Source organism: Streptomyces sp. NPDC044064, from assembly GCF_056434245.1.
On record NZ_JBWKFN010000013.1, the window covers coordinates 131,894 to 158,650 of the forward strand.

Consider the following 26,757-nt stretch of genomic DNA (forward strand, 5'->3'; position numbering starts at 1 on the left):
ACGGACGGGTGCGGCGATCGCTCGCACTTCGGGAGGCCGGCATCGATTTGTCGCAGGCGTGCGCATCTACCTATGGGTGGTCTCGGACGTACCGTAGGAAGGCAGGGCGGGAGCGTCCGCGCGATCCGGGCGGGTTTCCGGTCCACCCGGGCCGCGCCAGGGCCTTCGGGACCTATGGGAGCGCTCCCACCCCTGTGCGTGAAGCAACCGCGCACGGCGTCGGGTGCAGCTGCCCGCCGCCGGCGCCGTGACACACGGACCGGCATACCGGCCGGAATGTGACGTCCATCGCTTGGACCAGCCGTAGTCACCCGGAAAGGCCGGTGCTAGAAATATCGCATGTGGGACCTTTTGGCCCGATTCAGGCACCTCTCAAGGCGTGCGGTGGTCGGCAAGAGCCCCCGTAGCGTCGCCGGGCAGGTCTTCGTCCTCCAGGTGGCGCTGGTGGTGGTGCTTGTGGTCTGTGCCGTCTTCGCCCTTGTCCTGCAGTCGGAGCGTGACACCAGCACGGAGGCCAAGCGGCGGTCCATCGCCGTCGCGCAGACCTTCGCGCACTCGCCTGGCGTCCTCCAGGCCCTGCAGACCACCGATCCGTCGAAGGTGCTCCAGCCGCTCACCGAGGCGGGGCGCAAGAGCGCGGGCGTCGACTTCATCGTCGTCATGGACACCAAGGGAATCCGCTACACACATCCGATTCCGAGCAAGATCGGCCATCGGTTCGTGGGCGAGATCGCACCGTCCCTGGCCGGGAAGGTCTACACCGAGAGCGTCCACGGCCCGCTCGGCCACGAGGTGCAGGCGACCGTGCCGATAAAGGACGACCACGGCAAGGTGGTCGCCCTCGTCTCCGCCGGTCTGAAGGTCAAGAACGTGACCAGCGAGGTGAACCGGCAGCTGCCGATCATCCTGGCCGCCGGGGCCGGAGCACTTCTGGTGTCGACCGGCGGGACGGCCCTGGTGGGCAGACGGCTGCGGCGGCAGACCCACGCCCTGGCTCCGGCCGAGATGACCCGGATGTACGAGCACCACGACACGGTGCTGCACTCGGTGCGGGAAGGCGTGCTCATCGTCGCCGAGGGCGGGCATCTGCTGCTGGCCAACGACGAGGCCAGGCGGCTGCTGGAGCTGCCCCCCGAGGCCGAGGGGCGCAATGTGCGGGAGCTGTCGGTCCTCGACCCGGAAATGGTGGAGCTGCTGGTCTCCGGGCGCGAGGCCACCGACGAGGTGCACTTCGCCGGGGGGCGGCTGCTGGCGGTCAACCAGCGCCCGACGGACCGCGCGGGAGGCCCCGGGGGAACCGTGGTGACGCTCCGGGACTCCACCGAGCTGCAGGCGGTGTCCGGCCGGGCGGAGGCCGCCCGGGAGCGGCTGGAGCTGCTGTACGACGCGGGACTGGGCGTCGGCACCACCCTCGACGTGGTCCGCACGGCCGAGGAGCTGGCGCAGCTCGCCGTCCCGCGCTTCGCCGACTTCGTCACCGTGGACGTGGCCGACGCCGTGCTGCACGGAGAGGAGCCGGCCCGCACGGCGACGGACATGCGGCGCGTCGCCGTGAACGGCATCCGGGACGACCACCCGCTCTACGAGAAGGGCCGGCTGATCGACTTCCTGCCCTCCACCCCGCAGGCGCGCGGCTACGGCGCCGGCCGCTCCGAGCTGGTGACCGACCTGTCGTCCGCGGTGGGCTGGCAGGCGCAGGACCCGCAACGGGCCCAGAAGATCATCGACTTCGGCATCCACACGCTCATCGCCGCCCCGATCAAGGCCCGCGGTTCCGTGCTGGGCATGGTCAACTTCTGGCGGTCCAAGCGGGACGCCTTCGACGAGGAGGAGCTGTCGCTCGCCGAGGAGCTGGTGGCTCGGGCCGCGGTCAGCATCGACAACGCCCGCCGGTACACCCGCGAGCACGCGCTGGCGGTCACGCTCCAGCGCAGCCTGCTGCCGCGGGCGCTGCCCGAGCAGAGCGCCCTGGAGGTCGGCTACCGCTACCTCCCGGCCCAGTCGGGTGTGAGCGGCGACTGGTTCGACGTGATCCCGCTGCCGGGGAGCCGGGTGGCGCTGGCCGTCGGAGACGTGGTCGGGCACGGTCTGCACGCGGCCGCGACGATGGGCCGGCTGCGGACCGCGGTGCACAACTTCTCCACGCTCGACCTGCCGCCCGACGAGCTGCTCAGCCATCTGGACGACCTGGTGGGCCGCATCGACCAGGACGAGTCGTCGTGCGCGGAGTCGGCCGGGGAGATCGTCGGCGCCACCTGTCTGTACGCGATCTACGACCCGGTGACACGCCGCTGTGTCATGTCGCGGGCCGGGCACCCGGCGCCCGCGCTGGTCCACCCCGACGGCAGCGTCACCTACCCCGACCTGCCGGGCGGTCCGCCGCTGGGCCTGGGCGGCATGCCGTTCCGGACGGCCGAGCTGGAGCTGGCCGAGGGCACCGAGCTCGTCCTCTACACCGACGGGCTCATCGAGGACCGCAGGCGCGACCTGGATGTGGGTATGGAGCTGCTGCGCCAGGCGCTGGCGGGGCATCCCGACCGGACGCCGGAGGACAGCTGCCAGGCGGTGCTGGACGAGCTGCTGCCCGAGCGACCCAAGGACGACGTCGCCCTGCTCATCGCCCGCACCCGGGCGCTGCCGCCCGAGAACGTGGCCGACTGGGACGTGCCGCGCGATCCGGCCGCCGTCTCGGGGATGCGTGGCGCCGTGTCCGAGAAGCTGGAGGAGTGGGGCCTGGCCGAGCTGGGCTTCGGCATGGAACTGGTGCTGAGCGAGCTGATCACCAACGCCATCCGCTACGGCTCCGACCCGATCCACGTCCGGCTGATCCGTGACCGCACCCTGGTCTGCGAGGTGGCCGACGGCAGCAGCACCTCGCCGCATCTGCGCTATGCCGCGACCACCGACGAGGGCGGCCGGGGCCTGTTCCTGGTCTCGCAGATGACCGAGCGCTGGGGCACCCGGTACACGCCCCAGGGCAAGGTGATCTGGGCCGAGGTGGCGCTGCCGGACTTCACTGAGCTCTTTGCGGAGTGAGGGGCTCTCGGCGCAGCGGCCGAGCGGCCGCGGGGAGATCGACCGTGAACTCGGTCCGGCCCGGGGCGCTGGTCACGCCGATGCCGCCGCCGTGTGCCGCCGTGATCCCCGCGGCGATCGCGAGCCCGAGGCCGGAACCGCCCTGGGAACCCGGCGCCCGGGAGCGTGAGGTGTCGGCGCGGGTGAAGCGTTCGAAGACGGTCGGCAGCAGGTCGGGCGGGATTCCGGGGCCGTCGTCGCGCACGCGGATCCGGTGGCGGCCCGCGGTGGACTCGACGGCGGCGGTGACCGTCGTACCGGGCGGGGTGTGCGTGCGCGCGTTGGCCAGCAGGTGGGCCACCGCCTGGTGCAGCCGGGCCGCGTCCCCGGTGACCGGTGCCGGGGTGTCCGGGCGCAGTTCCAGCCGCCAGATGTGATCGGCGCCGGCCGCCCGGGCGTCCCACACGGCCTCGGCGACGACTGCGGCGAGGTCCACCTCGGCGCTCTGCAGTGGGCGTCCCTCGTCGAGGCGGGCGAGCAGCAGCAGGTTCTCGACCAGGTCCGTCATGCGGGCCGACTCGGCGAGGACGCGGCGCCAGGCGAGGTCGGGGGCGACGCGGTTCATCAGCTCCGCGTACCCGGCGATGGAGGTGAGCGGGGTGCGCAGTTCGTGCCCGGCGTCGGCGACGAAGCGGCGCATGCGTTCCTCGCCGCGTCGGCGCTCGGCGAGCGAGCCCTCGACGTGGTCGATCATCCGGTTGAGGGCGGCGCCGACCTGGCCGGCCTCGCTGCCGGGGTCGGTGTCGCGTTCGGGCACCCGCGGCAGCGCGGTGACGTGGCCGTGTCCGAGCGTGACCCGGGAGACCTCCACGGCGGTGGCGGCGACCCGGTCGAGCGGGCGCAGCTGCCTGCGGATGACGGCCGCGCAGACGCCGCCGGCGAGCACGAGTCCGGCGGCCCCGACGATCGCCTCGATCTCGACCAGCCGGCCCAGCGTGGCCCGGACGTCGTCCATGGGCAGGCCGGTGAGGACGCGGATGCCGCTCGCGTCGAGGGTGGTGACGCGGTAGGTGCCGAGTCCGGGCACCGTCCGGGTGTGCACCGAGCCATCGGCCCGGATGCCGCTGAGGGCGGCGCGCTGGGCGGGGGTGAGGGTGCGCGGGGCCGCGTCCCGGGTGACGACCGCTGCGGAGACGAGGTGGCCGGCGGCGTCCGGCCGGGCGGCGAGCAGCCCCTCGGTGTGGCCGCCCTCACGGAGGAAGGCGAGGCCGGCGGGGAGTTCGGGGTGGAGTGCGGCCCCGTCCACGCTGTGTTCGGCCGCGGCGTTCACGCGGTCGTCCAGGGTGGCCATGAGATAGGCGCGCTGGGCGAGGACGGTGGTGAGGGCGAGCGCGGCGCACACACCCACGAGGGTGACGGTGACGAGGACCAGCAGGCGTGTGCGCAGCGAGCGGGCCCACGGGCGGCGGCTCATGTATCGATCCTGTCCCGGTCCGCTGGGGGAAGCCTGTGTTCCGTCTGAGGGTGGGTGATGACCTTCGCGACGCCCTTCGTGACGCCTCGCGCGATGCCCTTCGCCGTGCCCGGCCCGGACACGGCGAAGGGCCGCACCCCCGTCACCGGGGATGCGGCCCTGTACCGCTGTGCGCTGCCGCTTACTTGCGGATCAGGTTGCGCAGCACGTACTGCATGATGCCGCCGTTGCGGTAGTAGTCGGCCTCACCGGGGGTGTCGATGCGGACGACCGCGTCGAACTCGACGCCCGTGTCGGTGGTGACCTTGACCGTGCGCGGGGTGGTGCCGTTGTTGAGCTCCTCGACACCGGTGAAGGAGAAGGACTCCTCGCCGGTCAGGCCGAGGGACTCGGCGGACTGGCCCTCCGGGAACTGCAGCGGGAGGACGCCCATGCCGATGAGGTTCGAGCGGTGGATGCGCTCGTACGACTCGGCGATGACGGCCTTGACGCCGAGCAGCGCGGTGCCCTTGGCGGCCCAGTCGCGGGACGAGCCGGAGCCGTACTCCTTGCCGGCCAGGATGGCCAGCGGGATGCCCTGCTCGATGTAGTTGCGGGAGGCGTCGTAGATGAACGACACCGGAGCCCCTCCTTCACCTTCGGCGGACCGGGTGAAGTCGCGGGTGTAGCCGCCCTCGGTGCCCGGCGCGATCTGGTTGCGCAGGCGGATGTTGGCGAACGTACCGCGGATCATGACCTCGTGGTTGCCTCGGCGGGAGCCGTAGGAGTTGAAGTCACGACGCTCGACACCGTGCTCGGTCAGGTACTTGCCCGCCGGGGTGTCGGCCTTGATGGCGCCGGCCGGGGAGATGTGGTCGGTGGTGACCGAGTCGCCCAGCTTGGCGAGCACGCGGGCACCGGTGATGTCGGTGACCGGGGCCGGCTCCATGCCCATGCCCTCGAAGTACGGGGGCTTGCGGACGTAGGTCGACTCGGCGTCCCACTCGAAGGTGTTGCCGGTCGGGACCGGGAGGGACTGCCACTGGGCGTCGCCCGCGAACACGTCCTGGTAGGACTTGTTGAACATGTCCTCGCCGATGGCGTTGGCCACGACGTCGTTGACCTCGGCCTCGGTCGGCCAGATGTCGGTCAGGTAGACCGGGTTGCCGTCCTGGTCGGTGCCGAGGGCGTCCTTGGTGATGTCCACCTTCATGGAGCCCGCGATGGCGTACGCGACGACCAGCGGCGGGGAGGCCAGGTAGTTCATCTTGACGTCGGGGTTGATCCGGCCCTCGAAGTTCCGGTTGCCGGAGAGGACCGAGGTGACCGCGAGGTCGTGGTCGTTGACGGCCTTGGAGACCTCCTCCGGCAGCGGGCCGGAGTTGCCGATGCAGGTGGTGCAGCCGTAGCCGACGAGGTTGAAGCCGACCTTGTCGAGGTACGGGGTGAGGCCCGCCTTGTCGAAGTAGTCGGTGACGACCTTCGAGCCCGGGGCGAGGGTGGTCTTGACCCAGGGCTTGCGGGTCAGGCCCTTCTCGACCGCCTTCTTGGCCACCAGGGCGGCGGCGACCATGACGTACGGGTTCGAGGTGTTGGTGCAGGAGGTGATGGCCGCGACCGTCACCGCACCGTGGTCGATGGTGTAGGTCGTGCCGTCGGGGGCGGTGACCTGGACCGGGTTGGACGGCGCGCCGTTCGGGTGGACGGCCGGGGCGTCGGAGGCCGGGAAGGACTCCTGGCCCGCCTCGTCGGCGGTAGAGACGTAGTTGAGGACGTCCGTCTTGAACTGCTCGGCGGCGTTCGCGAGGACGATGCGGTCCTGCGGGCGCTTCGGGCCGGCGATCGACGGGACGACCGTCGAGAGGTCCAGCTCCAGCTTCTCGGAGAAGTCCGGCTCGGCCGTCGGGTCCAGCCAGAGGCCCTGCTCCTTGGCGTACGCCTCGACGAGCGCGACCTGCTGCTCGGAGCGGCCGGTCAGCTTGAGGTAGTTCAGGGTCTCGCCGTCGATCGGGAAGATGGCGGCGGTGGAGCCGAACTCCGGCGACATGTTGCCGATGGTGGCGCGGTTGGCGAGCGAGGTGGCGGCGACGCCCTCGCCGTAGAACTCGACGAACTTGCCGACGACACCGTGCTTGCGGAGCATCTCGGTGATGGTGAGCACGAGGTCGGTGGCGGTGGTGCCGGGCTTGAGCTCACCGGTCAGCTTGAAGCCGACGACGCGCGGGATGAGCATGGAGACCGGCTGGCCGAGCATGGCGGCCTCGGCCTCGATGCCGCCGACGCCCCAGCCCAGCACACCGAGGCCGTTGACCATCGTGGTGTGCGAGTCGGTGCCGACCAGGGTGTCCGGGTAGGCCTGGCCGCCTCGGACCATCACCGTGCGGGCCAGGTGCTCGATGTTCACCTGGTGGACGATGCCGGTGCCCGGGGGGACGACCTTGAAGTCGTCGAACGCGGTCTGGCCCCAGCGCAGGAACTGGTAGCGCTCCTTGTTGCGGCCGTACTCCAGCTCGACGTTCTGCTTGAAGGCGTCGTTCGTGCCGAACTTGTCCGCGATGACGGAGTGGTCGATGACCATCTCGGCCGGGGAGAGCGGGTTGATCTTCGCCGGGTCGCCGCCGAGCGCCGCGACGGCCTCACGCATGGTCGCGAGGTCCACGACACAGGGAACGCCGGTGAAGTCCTGCATGATCACGCGGGCCGGCGTGAACTGGATCTCCTGCGAGGGCTGGGCCTGCGAGTCCCAGCCGCCGAGGGCGCGGATGTGGTCGGCGGTGATGTTCGCGCCGTCCTCCGTGCGGAGCAGGTTCTCCAGCAGGACCTTCAGGCTGTAGGGAAGGCGGGCGGAGCCCTCGACCTTGTCCAGCCGGAAGATCTCGTACGACTCGTCGCCCACCTGCAGCGTGCTGCGGGCGTCGAAGCTGTTCGCCGACACGACAGTCTCCTTCATTGATGTGCGCGTACCACCGCAATCCTGCCGCCACGTCGTCTTGGCCGATCCGCTAAGGTAAGGCTAAGTTAGGTAACCCTTACTTGGGTGGCGGCTGCGGTGCGCCTCGGCAGATATCTCGATGTCGAGATAACTCTAGTACATGGGGGCTGAGAGGTCATGTCCGGCCGGGCCCGGCCCTGCCGTTTTTCGGTGGCGTCGGCCACAGGGCGATGGGCGAAGATCGCCACATGCCACTCGATACCGCACTGATCGGCCACTGGGACAGCTCCCCCTTCGACTACGGAGTGATGGAGGCGTCGGAGCTGGCGTTCCTCGACGACGGGCGGGGCACCGGCACACTGGCCAACGCCCTGGGCGAGGACGTCACGGAGTTCGCGTGGCACTGCCCCGAGCCGGGAGTGCTGGAGGTGCGCGACGAGCACGGCGGCGTCGAACGGGTCCGCTACACCGTCGCGCCCGCCCTGCCGGCGTACGCGACGGATCCCATGCCGGCGGTCCGCTTCGAGCCGGCACTCTTCTTCGCCCACGAGTACGCGAGGATTTGCACTGCAACCGTGTGATTGTTTGCGAAACCGGAACAGTGGACGAGTATCGGGCAAATCCTCTGCATCATCCCATATCGCGCCCATCTTCGCTGGTCATTGACGTCCCGTCACCCGAATGGACCCCCCAACAGGCGCCATCTCATATCTGAGATAACCTCAACCTCATGGCAGACGACTACCTCGTACGCATCGGCAAGCTCATCCGTGACGCCCGGCAACACCGTGGCTGGACACAGACGCAGCTCGCGGAGGCGCTCGGCACCAGCCAGAGCGCCGTCAATCGCATCGAGCGCGGGAACCAGAACATCAGCCTTGAGATGATCGCCCGCATCGGTGAGGCCCTCGACAGCGAGATCGTGTCCCTGGGCTACGCGGGTCCGATGCATCTGCGGGTGGTCGGCGGCCGTCGGCTCTCCGGCGCCATCGACGTGAAGACCAGCAAGAACGCGTGCGTCGCCCTGCTGTGCGCCTCGCTGCTGAACAAGGGGCGCACGGTGCTGCGCCGGGTGGCCCGGATCGAGGAGGTCTACCGCCTGCTGGAGGTGCTCAACTCCATCGGCGTGCGCACCCGCTGGATCAACGACGGGGTCGACCTGGAACTGGTGCCGCCGGCCGAGCTGGAGATGGCGGCGATCGACGCGGAGGCGGCCGTCCGCACCCGCTCGATCATCATGTTCCTGGGCCCGCTGCTGCACCGCATGGACGCCTTCAAGCTGCCGTACGCCGGTGGTTGCGACCTCGGCACGCGGACCATCGAGCCGCACATGATCGCGCTGCGCCGGTTCGGGCTGGACATCGCGGCGACCGAGGGCCAGTACCACGCGCAGGTCGACCGGACGGTCCGCCCCGACCGTCCGATCGTGCTGACCGAGCGCGGCGACACCGTGACCGAGAACGCGCTGCTGGCCGCCGCCCGGCACGACGGTGTGACGGTCATCCGCAACGCCTCCTCCAACTACATGGTCCAGGACCTCTGCTTCTTCCTGGAGGCGCTGGGCGTCAAGGTCGAGGGCATCGGCACCACCACGCTCACCGTCCACGGCGTGCCGAACATCGACGTCGACGTCGACTACTCCCCCTCCGAGGACCCGGTCGAGGCGATGAGCCTGCTGGCCGCCGCGGTCGTCACGGAGTCGGAACTGACCGTCCGCCGCGTCCCCATCGAGTTCCTGGAGATCGAGCTGGCGGTCCTGGAGGAGATGGGCCTCGACCACGACCGCAGCCCCGAGTACTTCGCGGACAACGGCCGTACGCGCCTGGTGGACCTCACGGTCCGGCCCTCCAAGCTGGAGGCGCCCATCGACAAGATCCACCCCATGCCCTTCCCGGGCCTGAACATCGACAACGTCCCCTTCTTCGCGGCCATCGCCGCGGTCGCGCAGGGCCAGACGCTGATCCACGACTGGGTCTACGACAACCGCGCGATCTACCTGACCGACCTCAACCGCCTCGGCGGCCGCCTCCAGCTCCTGGACCCGCACCGCGTCCTGGTCGAGGGCCCGACCCGCTGGCGCGCCGCCGAGATGATGTGCCCGCCCGCGCTGCGCCCCGCCGTGGTCGTCCTGCTGGCGATGATGGCGGCCGAGGGCACGTCGGTGCTGCGCAACGTGTATGTCATCAACCGGGGTTACGAGGACCTCGCGGAGCGTCTGAACTCGATCGGGGCGCAGATCGAGATCTTCCGGGACATCTGAGTTCGCTTCGACGGAACGTCGCATCGCGCCTCCCGGCCATCATGAATTCGGGTCGGGAGGCGGTGCGACGCTCGGCGCGACCATCGCCGAGGGCCTGGGCCACGTACACAAGCAGGGGCTGCTGCACCGTGACCTGGAGTGGCTCCGCAGGTGGTGGTGCGCCGTCCCCGCGGTGCCGGCACTCGCCGCGCTGCTGCGGCTGACCCTGTTGGGGCCCGGTCTCTGACTGATCATCATGGCCGCTCCCCGGCGGACTCCGCTGTTCAGCCGAATCACGCAGCGGAGTCCAGCGGAGCTTCAAGGGGCCTGCGCCTGCACCGGGCACCTTGCCGCGCACCAGGACCCGTCGTGAGCGCGACGGGCCCCGGAGCGCGTCGCGCAGCGATCCGGGGCCCGGGTGCTCACGGACTTTCAGATGACGTACGTGCCAGCCGCAGGACGGCCCGGTGGATGTCGAGGGCCGCTGTCGACCTGTTGAGCGTGATGTAGTGCAGGCCCGGTGCGCCCTCCGCGAGCAGGCGTTCGGCCATGGTGGTGGCGTACTCGACGCCGATCCGGTGGCCCGCCGCCGGGGTGTCGCGGGCCGCTTCCAGGTGGCGGGCCAGGCTCTCCGGGAAGGCGGCGCCGCTCAGTTCGGCGAAACGGCGGATCTGGCGTACGTCGGTCGCGGGCATGATCGCCGGGATGACGGGGGTGTGGCAGCCGAGCGCCGTGACCCGGTCCCGCAGTCGCAGGTAGTCCTCCACGTGGAAGAACATCTGGGTGACGGCGTAGTCCGCGCCGGCCCGGCACTTGGCCACGAAGTGCCGGATGTCGCTGTCCGGGTCGGGCGAGCGCGGATGTCCTTCGGGGAAGGCGGCCACGCCCACGCTGAAGTCGCCCGTCCGCCGCACCAGAGAGACCAGCTCGTGGGCGTACCGTAAGCCCTCCGGATGCGGGGTCCAGGGGCCGCCGGGGTCGCCGGGCGGGTCGCCGCGCAGCGCGAGGACGTCGCGCACCCCGGCGTCCGCGTAGCGGCCGATGATGTTCCGCAGTTCGGCCCTGGAGTGGCCGACCGCGGTGAGGTGGGCGACGGGCCGCAGTGTCGTCTCGGTGGCGATGCGCTGCGTCAGCTCGACGGTGCGGTCGCGGGACGAACCGCCGGCGCCGTAGGTGACCGACACGAACGTCGGCGACAGCGCCTCGATCCGGCGGACGGTGTTCCACAGGGTGCGCAGGCCCGCCTCGTTCTTCGGCGGGAAGAACTCGAACGAGTATGTGGGTGAGCCGCCGGCGAGGGCGGACCGGAGGGTGGTCGCGGGCGCCGGGGCCAAGGCGGCGGGTGCGGTCATGCGCCCTCCCCCAGGTACCCGGAGATCTCGTCCGTCGCCGTGCTGCCGTAGGCCTCGCCGATCGAAGTGAGCAGCTCGGCGGGCACGAGCTTGTACTCCTGGGTGCCGACGGAGCCCAGGACGACGGTGGCCAGGGCACAGCCGAGTTGGGCGGCGCGTTCGTACGACAGCCCCCAGCTCCACGCCGCGAGGAATCCGGCGCGGAAGGCGTCACCCACGCCGGTCGGGTCGGCGACGGCGCCGGCCGGTACGGCGGGGACGGCCAGCCGGGTGCCGCCGGCCGTGAGCAGGACGACTCCGTCGGCGCCCCGGGTCACGATCCACGTTCCGACGCGGGCCAGCACCTCCTCCTGCGTCCAGCCCGTCCGCTCCAGGAGCAGGGCGCTCTCGTACTCGTTGGTGAAGAGCAGGGCCGCGCGGTCCACCAGGTCGCGGGTCTGCGGCGAGGTGAGCCGGGCCAGTTGCTGGGAGGGATCGGCGGCGACCGGGATGCCGAGGCGGTGGGCGGTCGCGGTGTGCCGCAGCATCGCGGCGGGGTCGTCCGCGCCGACGAGGACCAGGTCGAGGCCGCCGCCCCGGTCCTGGGCCCCGGCGAGATCGGTCAGGGACGCCTCGGCCATGGCACCCGCGTAGAAGGTGGCGATCTGGTTCTGGTCGAGGTCCGTCGTGCACACGAACCGGGCCGTGTGCAGCGACTCGCTGACGCGGACGGACGCCGTGTCGACGCCTGCCTGCTCCAGGCGGTCCCGGTGGTCCGCGAAGTCGGCGCCCGCCGCGCCGACCAGGACCGGCCGCAGGCCCAGCCGGCCCAGGCCGAAGGCGATGTTGGCCCCGACCCCGCCCTCGCGGACCTCCAGTCGGTCGGCGAGGAAGGACAGCGAGACCCGGTCGAGCCGTTCGCTCAGCAACTGCTCCGAGAAGCGGCCCGGGAAGACCATCAGGTGGTCGGTCGCGATGGAACCGGTCACGGCGATCCGCATGTCACAGCCCGGCAGCGCTGCGGAGCGCGTCGACCCGGTCGGTCCGCTCCCAGGTGAAGTCGGGCAGCTCGCGGCCGAAGTGGCCGTACGCCGCAGTCTGGGAGTAGATCGGGCGCAGCAGGTCGAGGTCGCGGATGATGGCGGCCGGGCGGAGGTCGAAGACCTCGTCGATCGCCTTCTCGATCTTCTCGGCCTCGATCTTGGCGGTGCCGAAGGTCTCCACGAACAGACCGACCGGCTCCGCCTTGCCGATCGCGTAGGCGACCTGGACCTCGCAACGGGAGGCCAGGCCCGCCGCCACCACGTTCTTCGCCACCCAGCGCATCGCGTAGGCGGCCGAACGGTCCGCCTTGGAGGGGTCCTTGCCCGAGAAGGCACCACCGCCGTGGCGGGCCATGCCGCCGTACGTGTCGATGATGATCTTGCGGCCGGTCAGACCCGCGTCACCCATCGGGCCGCCGATCTCGAAGCGGCCGGTCGGGTTGACCAGCAGGCGGTAGCCCTCGGTGTCCAGCTTGATGCCGTCGTCCAGCAGCGCCTTCAGCTCCGGCTCCACCACGAACTCGCGGATGTCCGGGGCCAGCAGCGACTCCAGGTCGATGTCCGACGCATGCTGCGAGGAGACGACCACCGTGTCCAGACGCACCGCCTTGTCACCGTCGTACTCGATGGTGACCTGCGTCTTGCCGTCCGGGCGCAGGTAGGGGATGGTGCCGTTCTTGCGGACCTCCGACAGACGCTTGGACAGACGGTGCGCCAGGAAGATCGGCAGCGGCATCAGGGTCGGCGTCTCGTCCGAGGCATAGCCGAACATCAGGCCCTGGTCGCCCGCGCCCTGCCGGTCCAGCTCGTCGGTCTCTCCGTCTGTGGCGGAGCCCTCCACCCGGGACTCGTAGGCGGTGTCCACGCCCTGCGCGATGTCCGGGGACTGCGCGCCGATCGACACCGACACACCGCAGGAAGCGCCGTCGAAGCCCTTCTTCGAGGAGTCGTAGCCGATCTCGAGGATCTTGTTGCGGACCAGGGTCGCGATGTCCGCGCAGGCCTTGGTCGTGACCTCGCCGGCCACATGCACGAGGCCGGTGGTGATCAGGGTCTCGACCGCGACCCGGGAGGTCGGGTCGCCCCGCAGGAGCGCGTCGAGAATGGTGTCGCTGATCTGGTCAGCGATCTTGTCGGGGTGGCCCTCGGTCACGGACTCCGAGGTGAAGTAGCGGCTGGCCATCGGTGAACCCCTCCGAACGATGCCGCGGTCAGGAACGGAACTGATCGTGCGCATCGTGGGCGGGGGCGCTAATGCAGCGCTTGTGTCCGCCTCGCACCGGCGAGCCGCGCGCCGACGCCGGGTGCCTGCCGCGTGTGCTCGGGGCCGTCGCCGGACAGGATCGTCTGGTGCAGTCTGCGCAGCCGGGAGGAGGGTTCCAGCCCCAGCTCCTCGACCAGGGTGTCGCGCAGGCGCCGGTACGCCTCAAGGGCGCGCCAGCGGTGGCCGGTGCGGTGAAGTGCGGTCATGAGGTGCGCCCAGAGGTTCTCGTTGAGGGGGTAGGCCGCGGTGAGGGCCGTCAGCTCGCCGAGCAGGTCGCCGTGCAGTCCCCGCTCCAGGTCGGTCTCGATCCGGGCGTCCAGCAGGGAGAGCCGTACCTCGTTCAGCCGGACCACCTCCCGGCGCAGGACGGGGCCGGTCCGCACGTCCGCCAACGGTGCTCCGCGCCACAGCCCCAGTGCGCGTGCCAGGGTCCGGGAGGCGGCCTCGGTGTCGCCGCGGTCGGCGGCGGCCCGCCCCGCCTCCGCGAGCTGCTCGAAGGCGTGCACGTCGACGTGGTCCAGGGGCACGTCGAGCGAGTATCCGCCGTAGCGGGTGGCCAGCACGCTCTTGCCCGCGCCCGGCTCGCCGAGGGCCGCGTCCAGGCCCTTGCGGATCTGGAGCACGTACGTCTGCACCGTGGTGGCGGCGCTCGGCGGCGGGGCGTCCTTCCAGAGTTCGGTCATCAGGGTGGAGACGGTCACCATGCGCCCGGCTCCGAGAGCGAGCAGGGCGAGGATCTGACGCGGTTTGGCCGCGGTGGGTACGAAGGTGCCGCCGCCTGCCTGGGCTTGTAGAGGTCCGAGTAGCGCGATGTCCATCTGCATGAACTCCCTCTCCAATCGGCGTGCCGTGCAACAGCCCGCATTCCCAGGAGGCTTGCACCCGGGCGTCGTCGGGCCCAGTGCGCGCTTCATACCGCACCCCGTGAAAAACGCATGGTGCGCAAGTGACGAATGCACTGTCGTGTACTCGCCATGCGGAGCAACAATCCCTCGCGTCACCCCCCCTCTTGACGCGGTTTGCGAACCGCCGGCTGCCCTTCGGAGGAAATGTGGACGCCCTGTGCCCCGCCTCGCCCCTGCCCGCTGCCGTCCGGCCCGTGGCCGACCCGGCACCCGCTCCGGCCGGCTCCGAGGAGCTGACCGTCGTGAGTCTGCGGCATCCGTCCTCGGAGACGACCGCCCTGTTCACCATCTGCCTGCGTGACGAGTACTCGGTCGGAGCGTGAACACCGGGGAGCCGTCCGCCGTCGACCCGCTCGTGGGCTTCAGGAGCCACCTGCGGGTCGACGTGCTGCCCGGCCAGGCCGTCTATCTGTCGTCGTCCCGCGACGTCCTCGCGGTGCGCGGCGCCGGAGCGGAGACACTGGCTCCGCTCCTGGACGGTACGCGGACCGTGGCGGACGTGGTCACGGCGGCGCGCCCCGCCCTCGGGCCCGCGGACACCCGGCGCGGCCTGGAGCAGCTGGACCGGGCCGGACTGCTCAGTGCGACCGTGCCCGGCGCACCGGGTCCGGGCCGGGCGGAGCGGGCGTACTGGGATCTGGCGGGAGTACCCGGCACCGACGCGGACCACGCGCCGGTGGCCGTGACGGTGTGCGGCGGGGCCGACGCCGAGGAGATCCGGGCGCAGTGCCGGGCGGCCGGTCCGACCGTCGCGGCGGCGGAGCCGGAGGCCGCGCTCGGCCTGGTCTTCTGTGACGACTACCTCGACCCGGCGCTGACGGACGTACAGGCCCGGCAGCGCTCGGCCGGCCGGCCCTGGCTCCTCGTCTCCCCGAACGGCCCGGACCTGTGGATCGGGCCGTTCTTCGGCACGGACGGCGGCGCCTGTCACTCGTGTCTCGCTCATCGGCTGCAGGCGCACCGGCGAGGTGAGCTGCCGGTCCGTGACGCGCTGGGCCTCACCGGTCCGGTCTCGGTACCGCGGGCCTCGGTGCCGGCGAGCCGGGGGGCGGGGGTGCAGCTCGCCCTGCTGGAGGCGCACAAGTGGCTGGCGGGGCTGCGCCATCCGGGGCAGCAGGCCGTGCTCGTCCTGGACACGCTCACCCTGGAGTCCCGGCACCACCCGGTCCGGCGCCGGCCGCAGTGCCCCGACTGCGGGGATCCCGGCCTGGTCGCGGCGCACACCCGGCGACCGGTGCGCCTCGGGTCCCGGCCGAAGACCACGACCGGGGGCACCGGGCACCGGACGGCTTCCGCCGAACGGATGCTGGCGGAGTACGGCCATCTGGTCGGCCCGGTCACCGGGATCGTCCCGGAGCTGCGGCGCGACGACCGGGCACCGGAGTTCCTGCACTGCTACCTGTCCGGGCAGAACCTGGCCATGCCCGCGGCGAGCCTGGCGGCGCTCACCTCCAACCTGCGCGCGCTGAGCGGCGGCAAGGGCGTCACGGACGCCCAGGCCAGGATGAGCGCGCTCGGTGAGGCGGTGGAACGTTACTGCGGCACTCTGCAGGGCGATGAGGAGGTCGTCCTCGACAGCTTCGGCGCCCTCGGCGAGAACGCGGTCCACCCGAACGACTGCCAGCTGATCGATGCCAGGCAGTTCCGGGACCGCGCCCGCTGGAACGCGGGGCACTCCCCCTTCCACCATGTGCCGGCGCCCTTCGACGAGCGTGCCGAGACAGCCTGGACCCCCGTGTGGTCCCTGGTCGACGGCCGCCACAAGCTCCTGCCGACCTCGCTGCTCTACTACGGCGGCGGCACCGGGGCGGGCGGCACCGGCGGTCTCCTGGCCGACTCCAACGGCTGTGCCGCGGGCAGTTCGCCGCAGGACGCCCTGCTCCAGGGTTTCCTGGAGCTGGTGGAGCGCGACGCCGTCGCCGTCTGGTGGTACAACCGGCTCCGCCGGCCCGCCGTCGATCTGGACGCCTTCGACGACCCGTGGAGTGCCCGGCTGCGCACGGGACTCGAGGCCCTGCACCGGGAGGTCTGGGCCCTCGACCTCACGTCGGACCTCGGCATCCCGTGCGTCGCGGCCCTGTCCCGGCGCACCGACGGCCCGCGCGAGGACATCGTGTTCGGGTTCGGGGCGCACTACGACCCCCGGGTGGCGCTGTTCCGCGCGCTCAGCGAGATGGGGCAGCTGCTCCCGGCGGTGCTCGGCGCGCGCGAGGACGGGACCGGGTACGCGGTCGACGACCCGACGGCCGTGGCCTGGTGGTCGGGGGCGACGACGGCGAACCAGCCCTACCTGCTTCCGGATCCCGGACACGCGCCCAAGTCCCCGGCCGGCTACGGTTACCGGCCGCGGCAGGACCTGGCCGACGACATCGACGCCATGGTGGGTCTGATGCGCGACACCGGGCACGATCTGCTGGTCCTCGACCAGACCAGGCCCGACGTCGGCCTGCCCGTGGTGCGCGTACTGGCCCCGGGACTGCGCCACTTCTGGGCCCGCTTCGCGCCGGGCCGGCTCTTCGACGTACCGGTCCGGCTGGGCCTTCAGGAGCGTCCCACCGCGTACGAGAACCTCAATCCGATCCCGATGTTCGTCTGACCGCCCACCGGACGCCGTCCCCCTCGACCCCTTGAGTGGCAACCGTGACCCTGCGCCTGACTCCCTGCAGCGACTGGCCCGAACTGTGGTCCCTGAGGGAAGACATCTCCCTGTCGGTGCCGCCCACGGGACAGGCGGTCGAACTGCACAGCCCCGGGGTCGCCGTGCGCCTGGCGGATCCGACGGGTGTCATCGGCATGGCCCTGTACCGGCTCTGCCTGGGGCCAATCCGGCTCGGGAACGTGCTGGCGGGGCTCACCGACCTCCAACGCAGCGAGATCCAGCGGCTGTTCATCACCGTCGAGGGCCTGCTCATACGTTCGCTGGCCACACAGACCGGCCGCCCCCTGCTCTCGGTGGTTCCGCTTTCGCCGCAGGCGCAGTTCCGGCCGGCGCTGCTGCCCGCCCACCGGACCGTGATGCTGTCCCGCTCCGCGGCGCTACGACGCCAGGGGCACACGCACGTTCTGCAGGCGCCGCCGGGCCTGCACCAGGTGGTGCTGCACCTCGCCGACACGCTGCGGATCATCGAGTCGCTCAGGGCCCCGACGCGGGTCGGGGACATCACGGGTGCCGTCGGGGCGCCACCGTCCGCGGCGGCGGTCCTCGCGTTTCTCACCGCCAGCGGCACGGTCACCACGGGCTCCGTCGACGGGGCGCCGGCGGCCGGGTTCGGCGAGCGGCACGGCACCGCACCGGCCCACCCCCCGCCCGGGACGGACCAGGGCCAGGGCCACGGCGGCCGGGGGTGGGACGACGGTCCCCCGGTGCGGCCCGAGCCCGGCGGGCGCTCCGCGCTGCGCCGCCCGGACCGGCAGGCGACCGCAGGATCCACCGGTACGGAGAATCCCTTCCTTGCCCGCGGTGCCACCGGCACGAATCGCCCGCTTACTCACTAACCCGCTTACCTTCGCCTACCTTCGCTTACCGCCACGAGCCGTTCGCCGCTTCTGCGAGGCTTACCGAATTCTCATCCCGACTCGCCCCGAGCGCCCCGGCCCTGCCTGCGGGGACGCCGCAAGTCGCGGGGTCCTCGGCGTCCAGCCGGAGGCCGATCGGGGCCGTCGAGACGATCGCCGTCCGGATGCCGTGGTCGTCGAGCATCCGGACGGTGCGGGGCACGCTCCACGGCACGGGCCGCGCCTTGTACAGGCCCTTCTCGATCAGCCAGTTCCGGTAGGCGGGCGGCAGCACGTGGTGGTGGGTGTCGACGCGGCCTTCAGCCATCGGTTCTACCTCGCTTCGGTGACGGAGACGCTGACTCTGTGGGCCCGCGGCAGCAAGCCGAAGCGAGATTGACAACGGGGACTAGCGGCGGATTGGAGGATGGGTGGGACGGCCGGGGCGGGCGTGCGGGGCACCCCCGTGGTCCCGCACCCCCGCGTCGGCCGAGCGCCTTCTCGTCCCCGCCGGCCGGTCCGCCGGACAGGCACTAGCTCAGTGCGGACGCCGACGGTACGACCACCCCGTAGAGGTCCTCGATCGTGGCGAGGGCGCTGTGGTGGACCTGCTCGGCAGAGACCTCCGCCACCGCCGTCCGCAGCGGCCGGGTCGCGCAGGAGTCGGCCACGACCGTGGGCCGGTTGCCGCGCAGGAATGCGCCCTGGGCGGTGAAGGTCACGCACATGTGGGTCATGAAACCGGCGATGACGACGTCCTTGTGGCCGGCCGCGTCGACCAGATCGCCCAGGTCGGTGCCGAGGAATGCGTCGGGCAGCTGCTTGACGACGACCGGCTCACCGTCGGCCGGGGCGACGCGGGGGTGGATCTGCCCGATCTCGGCCCGGATGTCGTACGGGGTTCCCTCGCCGCCGTCGTTGATGACGTGCACGATGCGCGCACCGGCGGCGCGGGCCCGGGCGAGGAGGCCGGCGGCGGCGTCGAGGGCCTCCTGCCAGCCCTCCAGCTCCATCACACCGCGCGTGTAGGTGTTCTGGTAGTCGATCAGGATCAGTGTGGCCTCGGCCGGCGAGGCCGGGGTCTGGTCGAGTCCGTTGAGTTCACGAAGAGTTGTCGTAGTCACGGCTCCACGCTAGGAGCCGCCCGACATGGCAACAATGTCATGTAACTTGCAGATCCGGACATCACGGGGGGGGGCGGAGTTCATGGGCGGCATCAACCGGCTGATCGTCGTCATGCTCTTCACCGGTGTCGACCTGCTCGACGTCACCGGCCCGCCGGAGGTCTTCTCACTGCTCCGGCGGGAGACGGACGACGAGACCGGGTACGAGGTCGTCCTGGCCGCCGAGACCATGGACCCGGTCACCACCGGTGCCGGGGTGCGCGTCCTGCCCGACACCACCTTCCGGGGGGTGTCCGGGCGCGCGATCGACACCCTGCTGGTTCCCGGGTCGGTGGAGGTCGACGACGAGCGGCGGGTGCACGCCCTCGCCGATCCGTCCGTCGTCGCCCGGGTGCGGGAACTCGCCGGCCGGGCGCGGCGCGTCGCCTCCGTCTGTGTCGGCGCCCATCTCCTCGCCGCCGCCGGGCTGCTGGACGGCAAGCGCGCCACCACGCACTGGTCGACGGCGCAGCAGCTGGCCGCCGATCATCCGGCGGTCGAGGTCGACGCCGACCCGATCTTCGTCCGGGAGGGCGCCGTGTGGACCGGCGCGGGCATCACCGCCTGCCTCGATCTGTCGCTGGCCCTGGTCGCCGAGGACTTCGGCGAGGCCGTCGCCCTGCGAGTGGCCCGGCAGCTGGTGATGTACCTCAAACGGCCCGGCGGGCAGAGCCAGTTCAGCGTCCCCATCGAGCCTGCGTCGACCACGCGCCGCATGGACGGCCTGCGGCACCACATCGCCCGGCACCTCGCCGCTCCGCTGACCCTCCCCGACCTCGCGGAGCACGCGCACGTCAGCGAGCGGCAGCTGAGCCGGATCTTCCGGACCGAACTCGGCATGACCCCCGCGGCCTACGTCGAGTCCGCCCGCGTCGAGGCGGCGCGCAACCGGCTCGAGACGACGGACGACACTCTCGAACGCGTCGCGTCCGCCTGCGGTTTCCACACCGTCGACACGCTCATCCGGGCGTTCCGCCGCAGGCTCGACACGACGCCGACGGAGTACCGGAGCCGGTTCCGGCACTCCGTCTAGTCCCCCGGTACGTCAGCCGGCCGGCACCGGGACCCGGTCCCGCCACGGGATGCGGGCGGCGGCCAGGGTGACGATCAGGGCCGAGGCCGCGACCGTGGCCATGCCCAGGGTCAGGCCGCCCGCGCCCGCGACGAAGCCGATCACGGCAGGTCCGGCCAGCAGTCCCGTCGTCCCCATCGCGGCGACCAGGGACAGCGCGTCCGAGCCGCGTTCGGCGGCGGCGACGTACACGCACGGGGTCACGGCGGCCGCGCCGAGTCCCACGCAGGCGAACCCCAGCAGGGTGGGCACCACCCCGCCGGCCGGCAGGGCCAGGGCGAGGCCGATGCCCGCCACGGCGCTGCCGGTGCGCACCACGCGTCCGTCGCCCCAGCGGCTGCGCCAGCGGTCCGCGCGCACCCGGGCGAGCAGCATCATGACCGAGACGACCGCGATGCCCAGTGGCGCCACCGTCGAGGAGGCCTTGACGACGTCCCGCATGTAGAGCGTCGACCAGTCGTTCATGGCGCCCTCGGTGATGGTGCCGAAGGCCATGGCGCAACCCATCAGCAGGGTCTTCCCGGACGGCAGGGCCGGGCGCCCCCGCTGCTTCGGTGCCGCCTTCGGACCGGCGGGCCCGGCATCCGTACGCGGGAGGAGGCCGGGGCGCGCGTAGCCCAGCAGAAGCAGCAACAGGGCCGCGGCCACCGCGAAGTGGGCCGGGACGGACGCCGTCACGGCGGTGATGCCGGAGGCCAGCAGGGCGGCGGCGAGCAGACCCGCGCTGAACGTGGCGTGCAGCTGGGACATGGCGGTGCGGCCGTACGCCGCCTCCAGGGCGGCGCCCTGGGCGTTCATGGCGACGTTCAGGCAGCCGACGGCGACACCGTCCGCGCAGATGACCAGCAGGGCGAGCGGATAGTTCGGCACCACCGAGAGGGCCGCCAGCAGCGCCACCAGGCACAGGGCCGAGGCGAGGGAGAGCCGCCGTGAGCCGAGCCTGCGCATCAGGACGGCGACGAGCGGGAAGGAGGCCGCCGCGCCCGCGCCGCAGGCCATCAGCAGCAGCCCAAGTTCCCCGGCGCCCAGGTCCAGCCTGGTCCTCAGCGCGGGCAGCCGGGCGGCCCAGGTGGCGTACTGGAGCCCGAGGAAGCAGAACAGCGCCGCGATCGCCCACTTGGCACGGCGGAAGTCGGAGTTCTCCATCAGCTCGCCTCCCGGTACGCGGCCACCCGGGCCGACATGTAGACCGCGTCGCTGCCGTAGCTCGACGGCAGCCGGGCCTCGTGGTGCGCCCGGTAGCCGTTGGCCCGCCAGAAGGGCTCCTTGCCGCCGACCGCGATCAGCGACATGGTCCGGAAGCCGCGGGTACCCGCCGCGTCCGTCAGGTGGCGCACCAGCCGGCTGCCCAGCCCCCTGCGGCGCAGGGGCGCGCCGATGACGAGGTCGTGCAGGTGGAGGTTGGCCGAGTGGTGGGCCGTGCGCTCGGCCCTGGTCAGGTCCGGGTAGCGGAACATGGGGTACGGCAGGGCCAGGACGTAGCCCGCGATGCGGCCGTCGAGGTCCAGCACGAAGCAGGTGCCCGCCGCGGCCCGGGACCGCAGCGCGGCCTCGCCCTCCGTCAGCGCGGTGTCCGCGTACGCCCCGGCCTCCAGGGCGGCGACCTGGGGCCAGTCGGCCTCGGTGATGCCCCGTACGAGGTCTGTCATCTCAGTGTTGTCCTTCCGGGCCGCGGGTGCAGACGCACGGCAGCGGGCGGATGCCGTTGAAGCCCTGGGTCGTGTAGCTGGTGGCGTAGGCGCCGGCGGACAGGATCCAGACCGGGTCGCCGGAGGCGAGGGTCCCAGGGACGCGCACCGGGTGCCGGCCGCCGCCGTAGGCGTCGTCGCTGTCGCAGGTCGGCCCCGCGACGACGGCGGAGACATGGTCACCGTCGTCCTCGCCGGCCCGGGCCGGGAAGACCAGTCGGTAGCTCAACTGGTCCATCTCATAGAGGCCGTTGAACTTGCCGACGCTCAGGTACAGCCAGCGGGCGTGCGTCCCGTCGGGCTGTGCCCGCCCGGTCAGCCGGTACACATGGGCGCGGACCGCTCCGTGGTCGGCGACCAGGTGCCGCCCCGGTTCCACGACGAAGCCGAGCGGGGCGGCGGTGAGGCCGTTCAGGCGCTCCATGCCCTCCCGGATCACGGTGAAGATCTTGTCCAGGGGCGGGTCGAGCGGGTTGCCGTGGCGGTCGAGGTAGCCGAGCGCGGGCAGGCCGCCGCCCAGATTGACGTGGTCCGGTACGACCCCCAGCCCCTCCAGCCTCACCAGTACCTCGGCGACGGAGTCGAGGGCCTGCTGCCAGGCCTCGCCGGTCAGCTGCTGGGAGCCGACGTGCACGGACAGGCCGGCCGGGACGAGTCCGGACGAGCGAGCCGTGGTGAGGACCTGGACGGCGTCCTCGGCCGAGCAGCCGAACTTGCGGCTCAGGCCCCACAGGGCGCCGTCCCCGCTGGTGGCGAGCCGGCAGAACACCCGGGCGCCCGGGGCGTGTTCGGCGACGGCCAGCACGTCCTGCACGCTGTCGGTGGCGAAGGTGCGCACGCCGAGCCGGTTGGCCGCGGCGATGTCCGTGTCGGACTTGACGGTGTTGCCGTAGTGGATCCGGTCCACGGGCACGCCGGTGTGCAGGGCCTGGACGATCTCGGCGGGGCCGGCCGCGTCGAAGCCGGCGCCCCGGTCGGCGAGGCACCGCAGCACCTCGTCCACCGGGCAGGCCTTCAGCGCGAAACGGACCTGGACGCCGGGCAGCTCGGCCAGCAGCCGGTCGTACTGGGCCTCGATGCCGTCGAGGTCGTAGACGATGCGGTCCGCCGGGGCTGCGGCCAGGGCGGCGGCCAGCCGCGGGCTGATCTCCACGCTCACCAGCCCTCGTGTCCGGCCGCCTCGACCAGCTGCGGCCAGGCCTCGGTCAGCACGGCGAAGTCCTCGATGTCCGAGCAGGCCTCGGCCAGCAGCTGCAGGCGGCGCCCGGCCAGCAGCTCGGCGAACTCCTCGTAGCGGCCGCCCAGTTTGCGGTAGGCGACGTCGAGACGGTCCAGGCGCCACACGTTCTCGGCGCGGTCCAGGGCGGTGCTCTCGCGCAGGAACTCCACGATCCGGCCGGCGCGTACGTGCTGCCGGTCGTCGAGGAGCCGGGCGCCCTCGGCGGCCATCCGGCCGTAGACGTGGTGGAAGTAGTGCATCGACAGCAGGAACTTCACGAACCGGGTCTGGTAGGCCAGGAAGCCCGCGTCGGTGCGGCGTTCGGGGGTGTAGAAGTTCTCGATGTGCCGGTTGTGCAGGATGCCGGGGAGCGTGGCGTCGTGGACGAGGTGGATGAGGAAGTAGTCGCTGCCGATGGTGTCGGTGGCCGGGGGCAGCGGGATCCGTTCGTACACGTCGCGGTGGAGGGCGATGTTGCACATGTCGACGCGCATCGGGTCCACCAGGGTCAGGGTGGCGTGGTCGCCGGTGAAGGGGGCCGTGCCCGCTCCGGTGAAGGACTCCTCGACCAGCTGCCGCCGATCCTGCGGTGACGAGCCGGCGGGCGCCCACAGGCCGACCACGTCGTGGTAGACGCCCTCGTCCAGGCGCCTCATCCCGGCTATGTCGACGGAGAGTTCACCGATGAAGGAGGCCCCGGCGAGCGACACCGGACGCTCCGCGTGGGCCGGGTCGAGGTCCGTGCGGGTGACGGAGGACGCGGCCTGCGCGGCGGGCCTGCCCAGCCACGGGAGTTCGTGGTGGACGGGGAAGACCGGCTCACCGTCAAGGAGTTGGTAGGTGCTGTCGGAGTCCCTGCGGTGCACCGAGTGGCAGCCGAGGGCGGCGGCCAGCAGGAAGGCCCGGTCGGTGCAGGAGCCGTAGGAGACTCCGGCGGGGAGCAGCAGACCGAGCAGCCGGTCCGGGTCGCGCAGGCCGGCCCGCCGGATCACGCGGCGCAGGAAGTCGCGCTGCGGGCCCTCGCCGAGGTGGTGCACGGTGACGTTCGCCGCCGGGGGCAGTGCCGCGACGACGCGGGCATGCTCGGCGCGGGTGCGGTCGTCGGCGGAGTCGAGGACGAGCAGCTGGACCTCCGCGCCGAACCGCCGGGCGGCGTAGTCGGCTTCCCGGTGGATCGCGGTGATGGTGGCGGAGCAGGCCCGGTTGGTGGGCAGGCACAGGCAGATCCGGTTCACCGCGCCGCCCAGGAGTCGAGGCCGAGCAGCTTGCGGCCCAGGTCGTCCAGTTCGGCAGGGCCGTACCGGAGCGCCTCCGGCCTGCGCGCGTCGCCGAGCAGGGTGCCGTTCCAGTCGGGGGTGCCGAGGGTGCGCCAGGACTCGACGCGTGACCTCCGCAGATCGGTGTGTTCCTCCAGGGCGGGCATCATCGACAGGTACTGGACGGCCCGGACGGCGCCCGCGGAGTGGTTCGGTGCCACGCCGTGCGCCAGCAGGCCGTTGAAGATCAGCAGGTCGCCGGCCTGGAGGTCGGGGCGGACCACGGGGAACTCGGTGCGGTCGGCCGCGGGCCGGATCGGGTCACGGCCGGCCGGCTGGGCGACGCGCCACTCCTCGAAGCGGCGGAACAGCTCGGGCGCGCACTGGAAGCCGCCGAGTTCGGGCCGGGTGTCGTTGAGGGCGATGATGCCCTGGACCCGCTGCGGCAACACGGCGAGCGTGGTGTCGACGTCCCAGTGCAGCTCGATGTCGAAGCCCTCGTCGGTCGGCTCGATCAGGGAGCGCGAACGGGTGCGGACGTTGGGCGGGTTGAGGTTGAGCCGGTCCAGGGTGACCCACAGCTCCTCGCAGTCCCACACGTCCACGAAGGCGTCGTACACGCGCTGTGCCTGGCGGCTGTCCCAGATCAGCTGGTGGTGGTACGCCTCCACGAAGCCGTAGATGAACAGGTGCTGGTCGAGTTCGGAGCGGAACTCCGGTTCCTCGTACCAGGTTTCGGGTCGGTCGGGGTCGAGGCCCTGGAAGTCCCAGGCGAACTCGAGCAGGCTCTTCGCCTCGCCGGGGGTGATGGCCTCCCGGACGACGACATAGCCGTACGTCTGCCAGAAGGCGAAGTCCTCCTCGGACAGCACCCGCAGGGGGCGGGACTTCTCGAGGTCGCGCAGGGGGGTCGGGGCGAGGTACGTCTCGCCGTCCGCACTGAAGTAGGGGCGGCCGGACGCCGCTCGGTGGAGGTAGGGGGTGGGCTTGTGCATGCCGTCACTCCGTGGTGATCGAACTGAAGCGCCCTCCCAAGCTGGACTAGACCAATTGAGGTGTCAACGATTACCGGTCGGTACCCCCGTCAAAGTGCCGCCCAACTGCCGCCCAATTGCCTCCGGTTGGACAACGCAAAGGCCGACACCGGTGAGGCTTCCGGTGTCGGCCTGAGCGGGTGACAGGTGAGGTTCAGCCCCTGACGACCGCCTCCGCCGCCGCGATCCCGCAGACGCGGGCCGCGCCATGGGTGGCGATGTGCAGGGCGCCCCGCGGCGGGGCCTGCGGTACACCCATCTCGACCACGACGGTGTCCGGCCGGGCGGCGAGCAGCGTGTCGAGGGCGGAGCCCATCCAGGCGTGCCGGTGCTCGTCGCGGACCACGGCGACGACCCGCCGCCCGGCCGCTGCCACGAGGGCCTCGGAGCCCGCGTCGGGCCCGCCGAAGGAGCCGGCGGTGCTGCCCGGCAGCAGCCTCAGCAACTCGGCGGCCACGCCCCAGGGGGTCTCGTCACCGACGGCGATGTTCGGCGCGGGATTGAACTGGGCGACGTGGACCGATTCCGTGACCGGCGCCGCGGAGCCCTCGCGGGTCACCGCGAGGGCGCGGCGGGCCGCGGTCAGGCCGATCTCCGGTTCGGGTACGGCGGCGCCGGCGTCGTTCTTCGCTCCGGCGGTCCACCGCGCCAGCGCCCGCACCCGGGCGGCCGCGTCGGCCAGACGCTCCTCGGGCAGTTCGCCGGAGCGTACGGCGGCCACGAGCCCGTCCCGCAGCTTGAGCACGGTCGCCTCGTCGCACAGGCCGCCGCCGACGCAGATCGCGTCCGCGCCTGCCGCGATCGCGAGGACCACGCCGTGCTCCAGGCCGTACGTCCCGGAGATGGCGCGCATCTCCATGCCGTCCGTGACGATCAGGCCCTGGTAGCCGAGTTCGCCGCGCAGCAGCTCGGTCAGGATGCGCCGGGAGAGGGTGCCGGGGCGCTCCGGGTCGAGGGCGGGGACGAGGATGTGCGCGCTCATCACGGCCCGGGTGCCGGCCGCGATGGCGGCGCGGAAGGGCGGCAGTTCACGGGCGTACAGCGTCTCCGCGTCCACGTCGATGCGCGGGACCGCGTGGTGGGAGTCGACGTTGGTGTCGCCGTGCCCGGGGAAGTGCTTGGTGCAGGCGGCGACGCCGGTGGACTGCAGGCCCTCGACCCAGGCGGCGGTGTGCCGGGCCACCAGCGCGGTGTCCGAACCGAAGGCGCGCACCCCGATGACGGGGTTGTCGGGGTTGGCGTTGACGTCGGCGGACGGCGCCCAGTCGAAGTTGACACCGCAGGCGGCCAGCCGCCGGCCCAGCTCGCGGGCCACGCCCCGGGTGAGGCCCGGGTCGTCGACGGCGCCGAGGGCGTGGTTGCCGGGGAAGGAGGAGCCGGTGCGCACGTCCAGACGGGTGACGTCGCCGCTCTCCTCGTCGATGGCCACCAGCAGGTCGTCCCGCTCGGCGCGCAGCTCGGCGGTCAGTGCGGTGACCTGCTTCTCGGTGACGACGTTGCGGCCGAACAGGGCGACGGAGGCGAGGCCTTCGCCGAGGCGGCGGCGCACCCAGTCCGGCGCGGTGGTGCCGTCGAATCCCGGCTGCAGCACCGCGAGGGCGTCCCTGGTGAGGGTGTCTGAGCCAGTGGCGAGCGTTGTCATCGGCGG

21 protein-coding genes are annotated in these 26,757 nt (G+C 71.9%); 7 read left to right on the forward strand and 14 right to left on the reverse strand.

The window, feature by feature from the left end; genetic code table 11:
• Positions 1-339 precede the first annotated feature (339 nt).
• On the forward strand, positions 340-3,036 hold the full coding sequence (locus AC07DS_RS22175) for a SpoIIE family protein phosphatase (protein WP_479147714.1): 2,697 nt from the start codon (positions 340-342) through the stop codon (positions 3,034-3,036).
• On the opposite strand, the gene AC07DS_RS22180 is transcribed toward AC07DS_RS22175, so the two are convergent.
• Together AC07DS_RS22180 and acnA are read right to left on the reverse strand one after the other, a co-directional pair.
• Positions 3,014-4,489: a sensor histidine kinase gene (locus AC07DS_RS22180; RefSeq protein ID WP_479147716.1), complete on the reverse strand. Its 1,476-nt coding sequence runs from the start codon at positions 4,487-4,489 to the stop codon at positions 3,014-3,016. The genes AC07DS_RS22175 and AC07DS_RS22180 overlap by 23 nt on opposite strands.
• Before the next feature lie 181 nt (positions 4,490-4,670).
• A complete protein-coding gene (gene acnA / locus AC07DS_RS22185) occupies positions 4,671-7,403 on the reverse strand; it encodes an aconitate hydratase AcnA (protein ID WP_479147717.1) in 2,733 nt (910 codons plus the stop codon).
• A gap of 245 nt (positions 7,404-7,648) precedes the next feature.
• On the opposite strand from acnA, the gene AC07DS_RS22190 reads away from it, so the two are divergent.
• A complete protein-coding gene (locus AC07DS_RS22190; protein WP_479147719.1) occupies positions 7,649-7,981 on the forward strand; it encodes a hypothetical protein in 333 nt (110 codons plus the stop codon).
• 149 nt (positions 7,982-8,130) lie between these two features.
• Positions 8,131-9,660 (forward strand): helix-turn-helix domain-containing protein, encoded by a 1,530-nt coding sequence (locus tag AC07DS_RS22195; RefSeq protein WP_145884138.1) that lies wholly within the window; start codon positions 8,131-8,133, stop codon positions 9,658-9,660.
• A gap of 401 nt (positions 9,661-10,061) precedes the next feature.
• Here the strand turns inward: AC07DS_RS22195 and metF are convergent, their stop codons facing one another.
• The 4 genes from metF to AC07DS_RS22215 form a co-directional block, all read right to left on the reverse strand.
• Positions 10,062-10,991 (reverse strand): methylenetetrahydrofolate reductase [NAD(P)H], encoded by a 930-nt coding sequence (metF, locus tag AC07DS_RS22200; RefSeq protein WP_479147722.1) that lies wholly within the window; start codon positions 10,989-10,991, stop codon positions 10,062-10,064.
• Positions 10,988-11,971 carry a carbohydrate kinase family protein gene (locus AC07DS_RS22205; RefSeq protein ID WP_479147723.1) on the reverse strand — a complete coding sequence of 328 codons (984 nt, stop codon included), beginning with the start codon at positions 11,969-11,971 and terminating at the stop codon, positions 10,988-10,990. Before AC07DS_RS22205 ends, metF begins: the two co-directional genes overlap by 4 nt.
• A 1-nt stretch (position 11,972) precedes the next feature.
• Positions 11,973-13,196: a methionine adenosyltransferase gene (gene metK / locus AC07DS_RS22210; protein ID WP_479147725.1), complete on the reverse strand. Its 1,224-nt coding sequence runs from the start codon at positions 13,194-13,196 to the stop codon at positions 11,973-11,975.
• Between the two features lie 68 nt (positions 13,197-13,264).
• Positions 13,265-14,095 carry an AfsR/SARP family transcriptional regulator gene (locus tag AC07DS_RS22215; protein ID WP_479147727.1) on the reverse strand — a complete coding sequence of 277 codons (831 nt, stop codon included), beginning with the start codon at positions 14,093-14,095 and terminating at the stop codon, positions 13,265-13,267.
• Positions 14,096-14,328: 233 nt separating this feature from the next.
• Here AC07DS_RS22215 and AC07DS_RS22220 point away from each other — a divergent pair, with 233 nt between their 5' ends.
• The 3 genes from AC07DS_RS22220 to AC07DS_RS22230 are packed head-to-tail and all read left to right on the forward strand — an operon-like array spanning position 14,329 to position 17,677.
• Positions 14,329-14,505, forward strand: a complete 177-nt coding sequence (locus AC07DS_RS22220) for a hypothetical protein (protein ID WP_479147729.1) — start codon at positions 14,329-14,331, stop codon at positions 14,503-14,505.
• The gene (locus AC07DS_RS22225; protein ID WP_479147730.1) at positions 14,502-16,778 is read left to right on the forward strand and encodes a TOMM precursor leader peptide-binding protein; all 2,277 of its coding nucleotides are present in this window, start codon (positions 14,502-14,504) and stop codon (positions 16,776-16,778) included. Before AC07DS_RS22220 ends, AC07DS_RS22225 begins: the two co-directional genes overlap by 4 nt.
• 44 nt (positions 16,779-16,822) lie before the next feature.
• Positions 16,823-17,677 carry a hypothetical protein gene (locus AC07DS_RS22230; RefSeq protein WP_479147732.1) on the forward strand — a complete coding sequence of 285 codons (855 nt, stop codon included), beginning with the start codon at positions 16,823-16,825 and terminating at the stop codon, positions 17,675-17,677.
• Between the two features lie 25 nt (positions 17,678-17,702).
• Here the strand turns inward: AC07DS_RS22230 and AC07DS_RS22235 are convergent, their stop codons facing one another.
• Positions 17,703-18,005 carry a hypothetical protein gene (locus AC07DS_RS22235; protein WP_479147734.1) on the reverse strand — a complete coding sequence of 101 codons (303 nt, stop codon included), beginning with the start codon at positions 18,003-18,005 and terminating at the stop codon, positions 17,703-17,705.
• Between the two features lie 205 nt (positions 18,006-18,210).
• Entirely contained in the window at positions 18,211-18,801 is a 591-nt protein-coding gene (locus AC07DS_RS22240; protein ID WP_479147736.1) for an isochorismatase family protein, read from the reverse strand.
• An 82-nt stretch (positions 18,802-18,883) separates the two neighbouring features.
• Between AC07DS_RS22240 and AC07DS_RS22245 the strand changes: the two genes are divergently transcribed.
• On the forward strand, positions 18,884-19,873 hold the full coding sequence (locus AC07DS_RS22245) for a GlxA family transcriptional regulator (RefSeq protein ID WP_479147738.1): 990 nt from the start codon (positions 18,884-18,886) through the stop codon (positions 19,871-19,873).
• Positions 19,874-19,885: 12 nt separating this feature from the next.
• On the opposite strand, the gene AC07DS_RS22250 is transcribed toward AC07DS_RS22245, so the two are convergent.
• The 6 genes from AC07DS_RS22250 to AC07DS_RS22275 form a co-directional block, all read right to left on the reverse strand.
• The gene (locus AC07DS_RS22250) at positions 19,886-21,058 is read right to left on the reverse strand and encodes an MFS transporter (protein ID WP_479147739.1); all 1,173 of its coding nucleotides are present in this window, start codon (positions 21,056-21,058) and stop codon (positions 19,886-19,888) included.
• Complete coding sequence (locus AC07DS_RS22255; protein ID WP_479147741.1) at positions 21,058-21,561, reverse strand: GNAT family N-acetyltransferase; 504 nt, start codon at positions 21,559-21,561, stop codon at positions 21,058-21,060. The genes AC07DS_RS22250 and AC07DS_RS22255 overlap by 1 nt, the downstream gene beginning before the upstream one ends.
• 1 nt (position 21,562) lies before the next feature.
• Positions 21,563-22,759, reverse strand: a complete 1,197-nt coding sequence (locus AC07DS_RS22260) for a type III PLP-dependent enzyme (RefSeq protein ID WP_479147743.1) — start codon at positions 22,757-22,759, stop codon at positions 21,563-21,565.
• Positions 22,756-24,054 carry a DUF6271 family protein gene (locus AC07DS_RS22265; protein ID WP_479147745.1) on the reverse strand — a complete coding sequence of 433 codons (1,299 nt, stop codon included), beginning with the start codon at positions 24,052-24,054 and terminating at the stop codon, positions 22,756-22,758. Before AC07DS_RS22265 ends, AC07DS_RS22260 begins: the two co-directional genes overlap by 4 nt.
• Positions 24,051-25,070 (reverse strand): phytanoyl-CoA dioxygenase family protein, encoded by a 1,020-nt coding sequence (locus AC07DS_RS22270; RefSeq protein ID WP_479147746.1) that lies wholly within the window; start codon positions 25,068-25,070, stop codon positions 24,051-24,053. Before AC07DS_RS22270 ends, AC07DS_RS22265 begins: the two co-directional genes overlap by 4 nt.
• A 193-nt stretch (positions 25,071-25,263) precedes the next feature.
• The gene (locus AC07DS_RS22275) at positions 25,264-26,751 is read right to left on the reverse strand and encodes a glycoside hydrolase family 3 protein (RefSeq protein WP_479147747.1); all 1,488 of its coding nucleotides are present in this window, start codon (positions 26,749-26,751) and stop codon (positions 25,264-25,266) included.
• Positions 26,752-26,757: the final 6 nt, after the last annotated feature.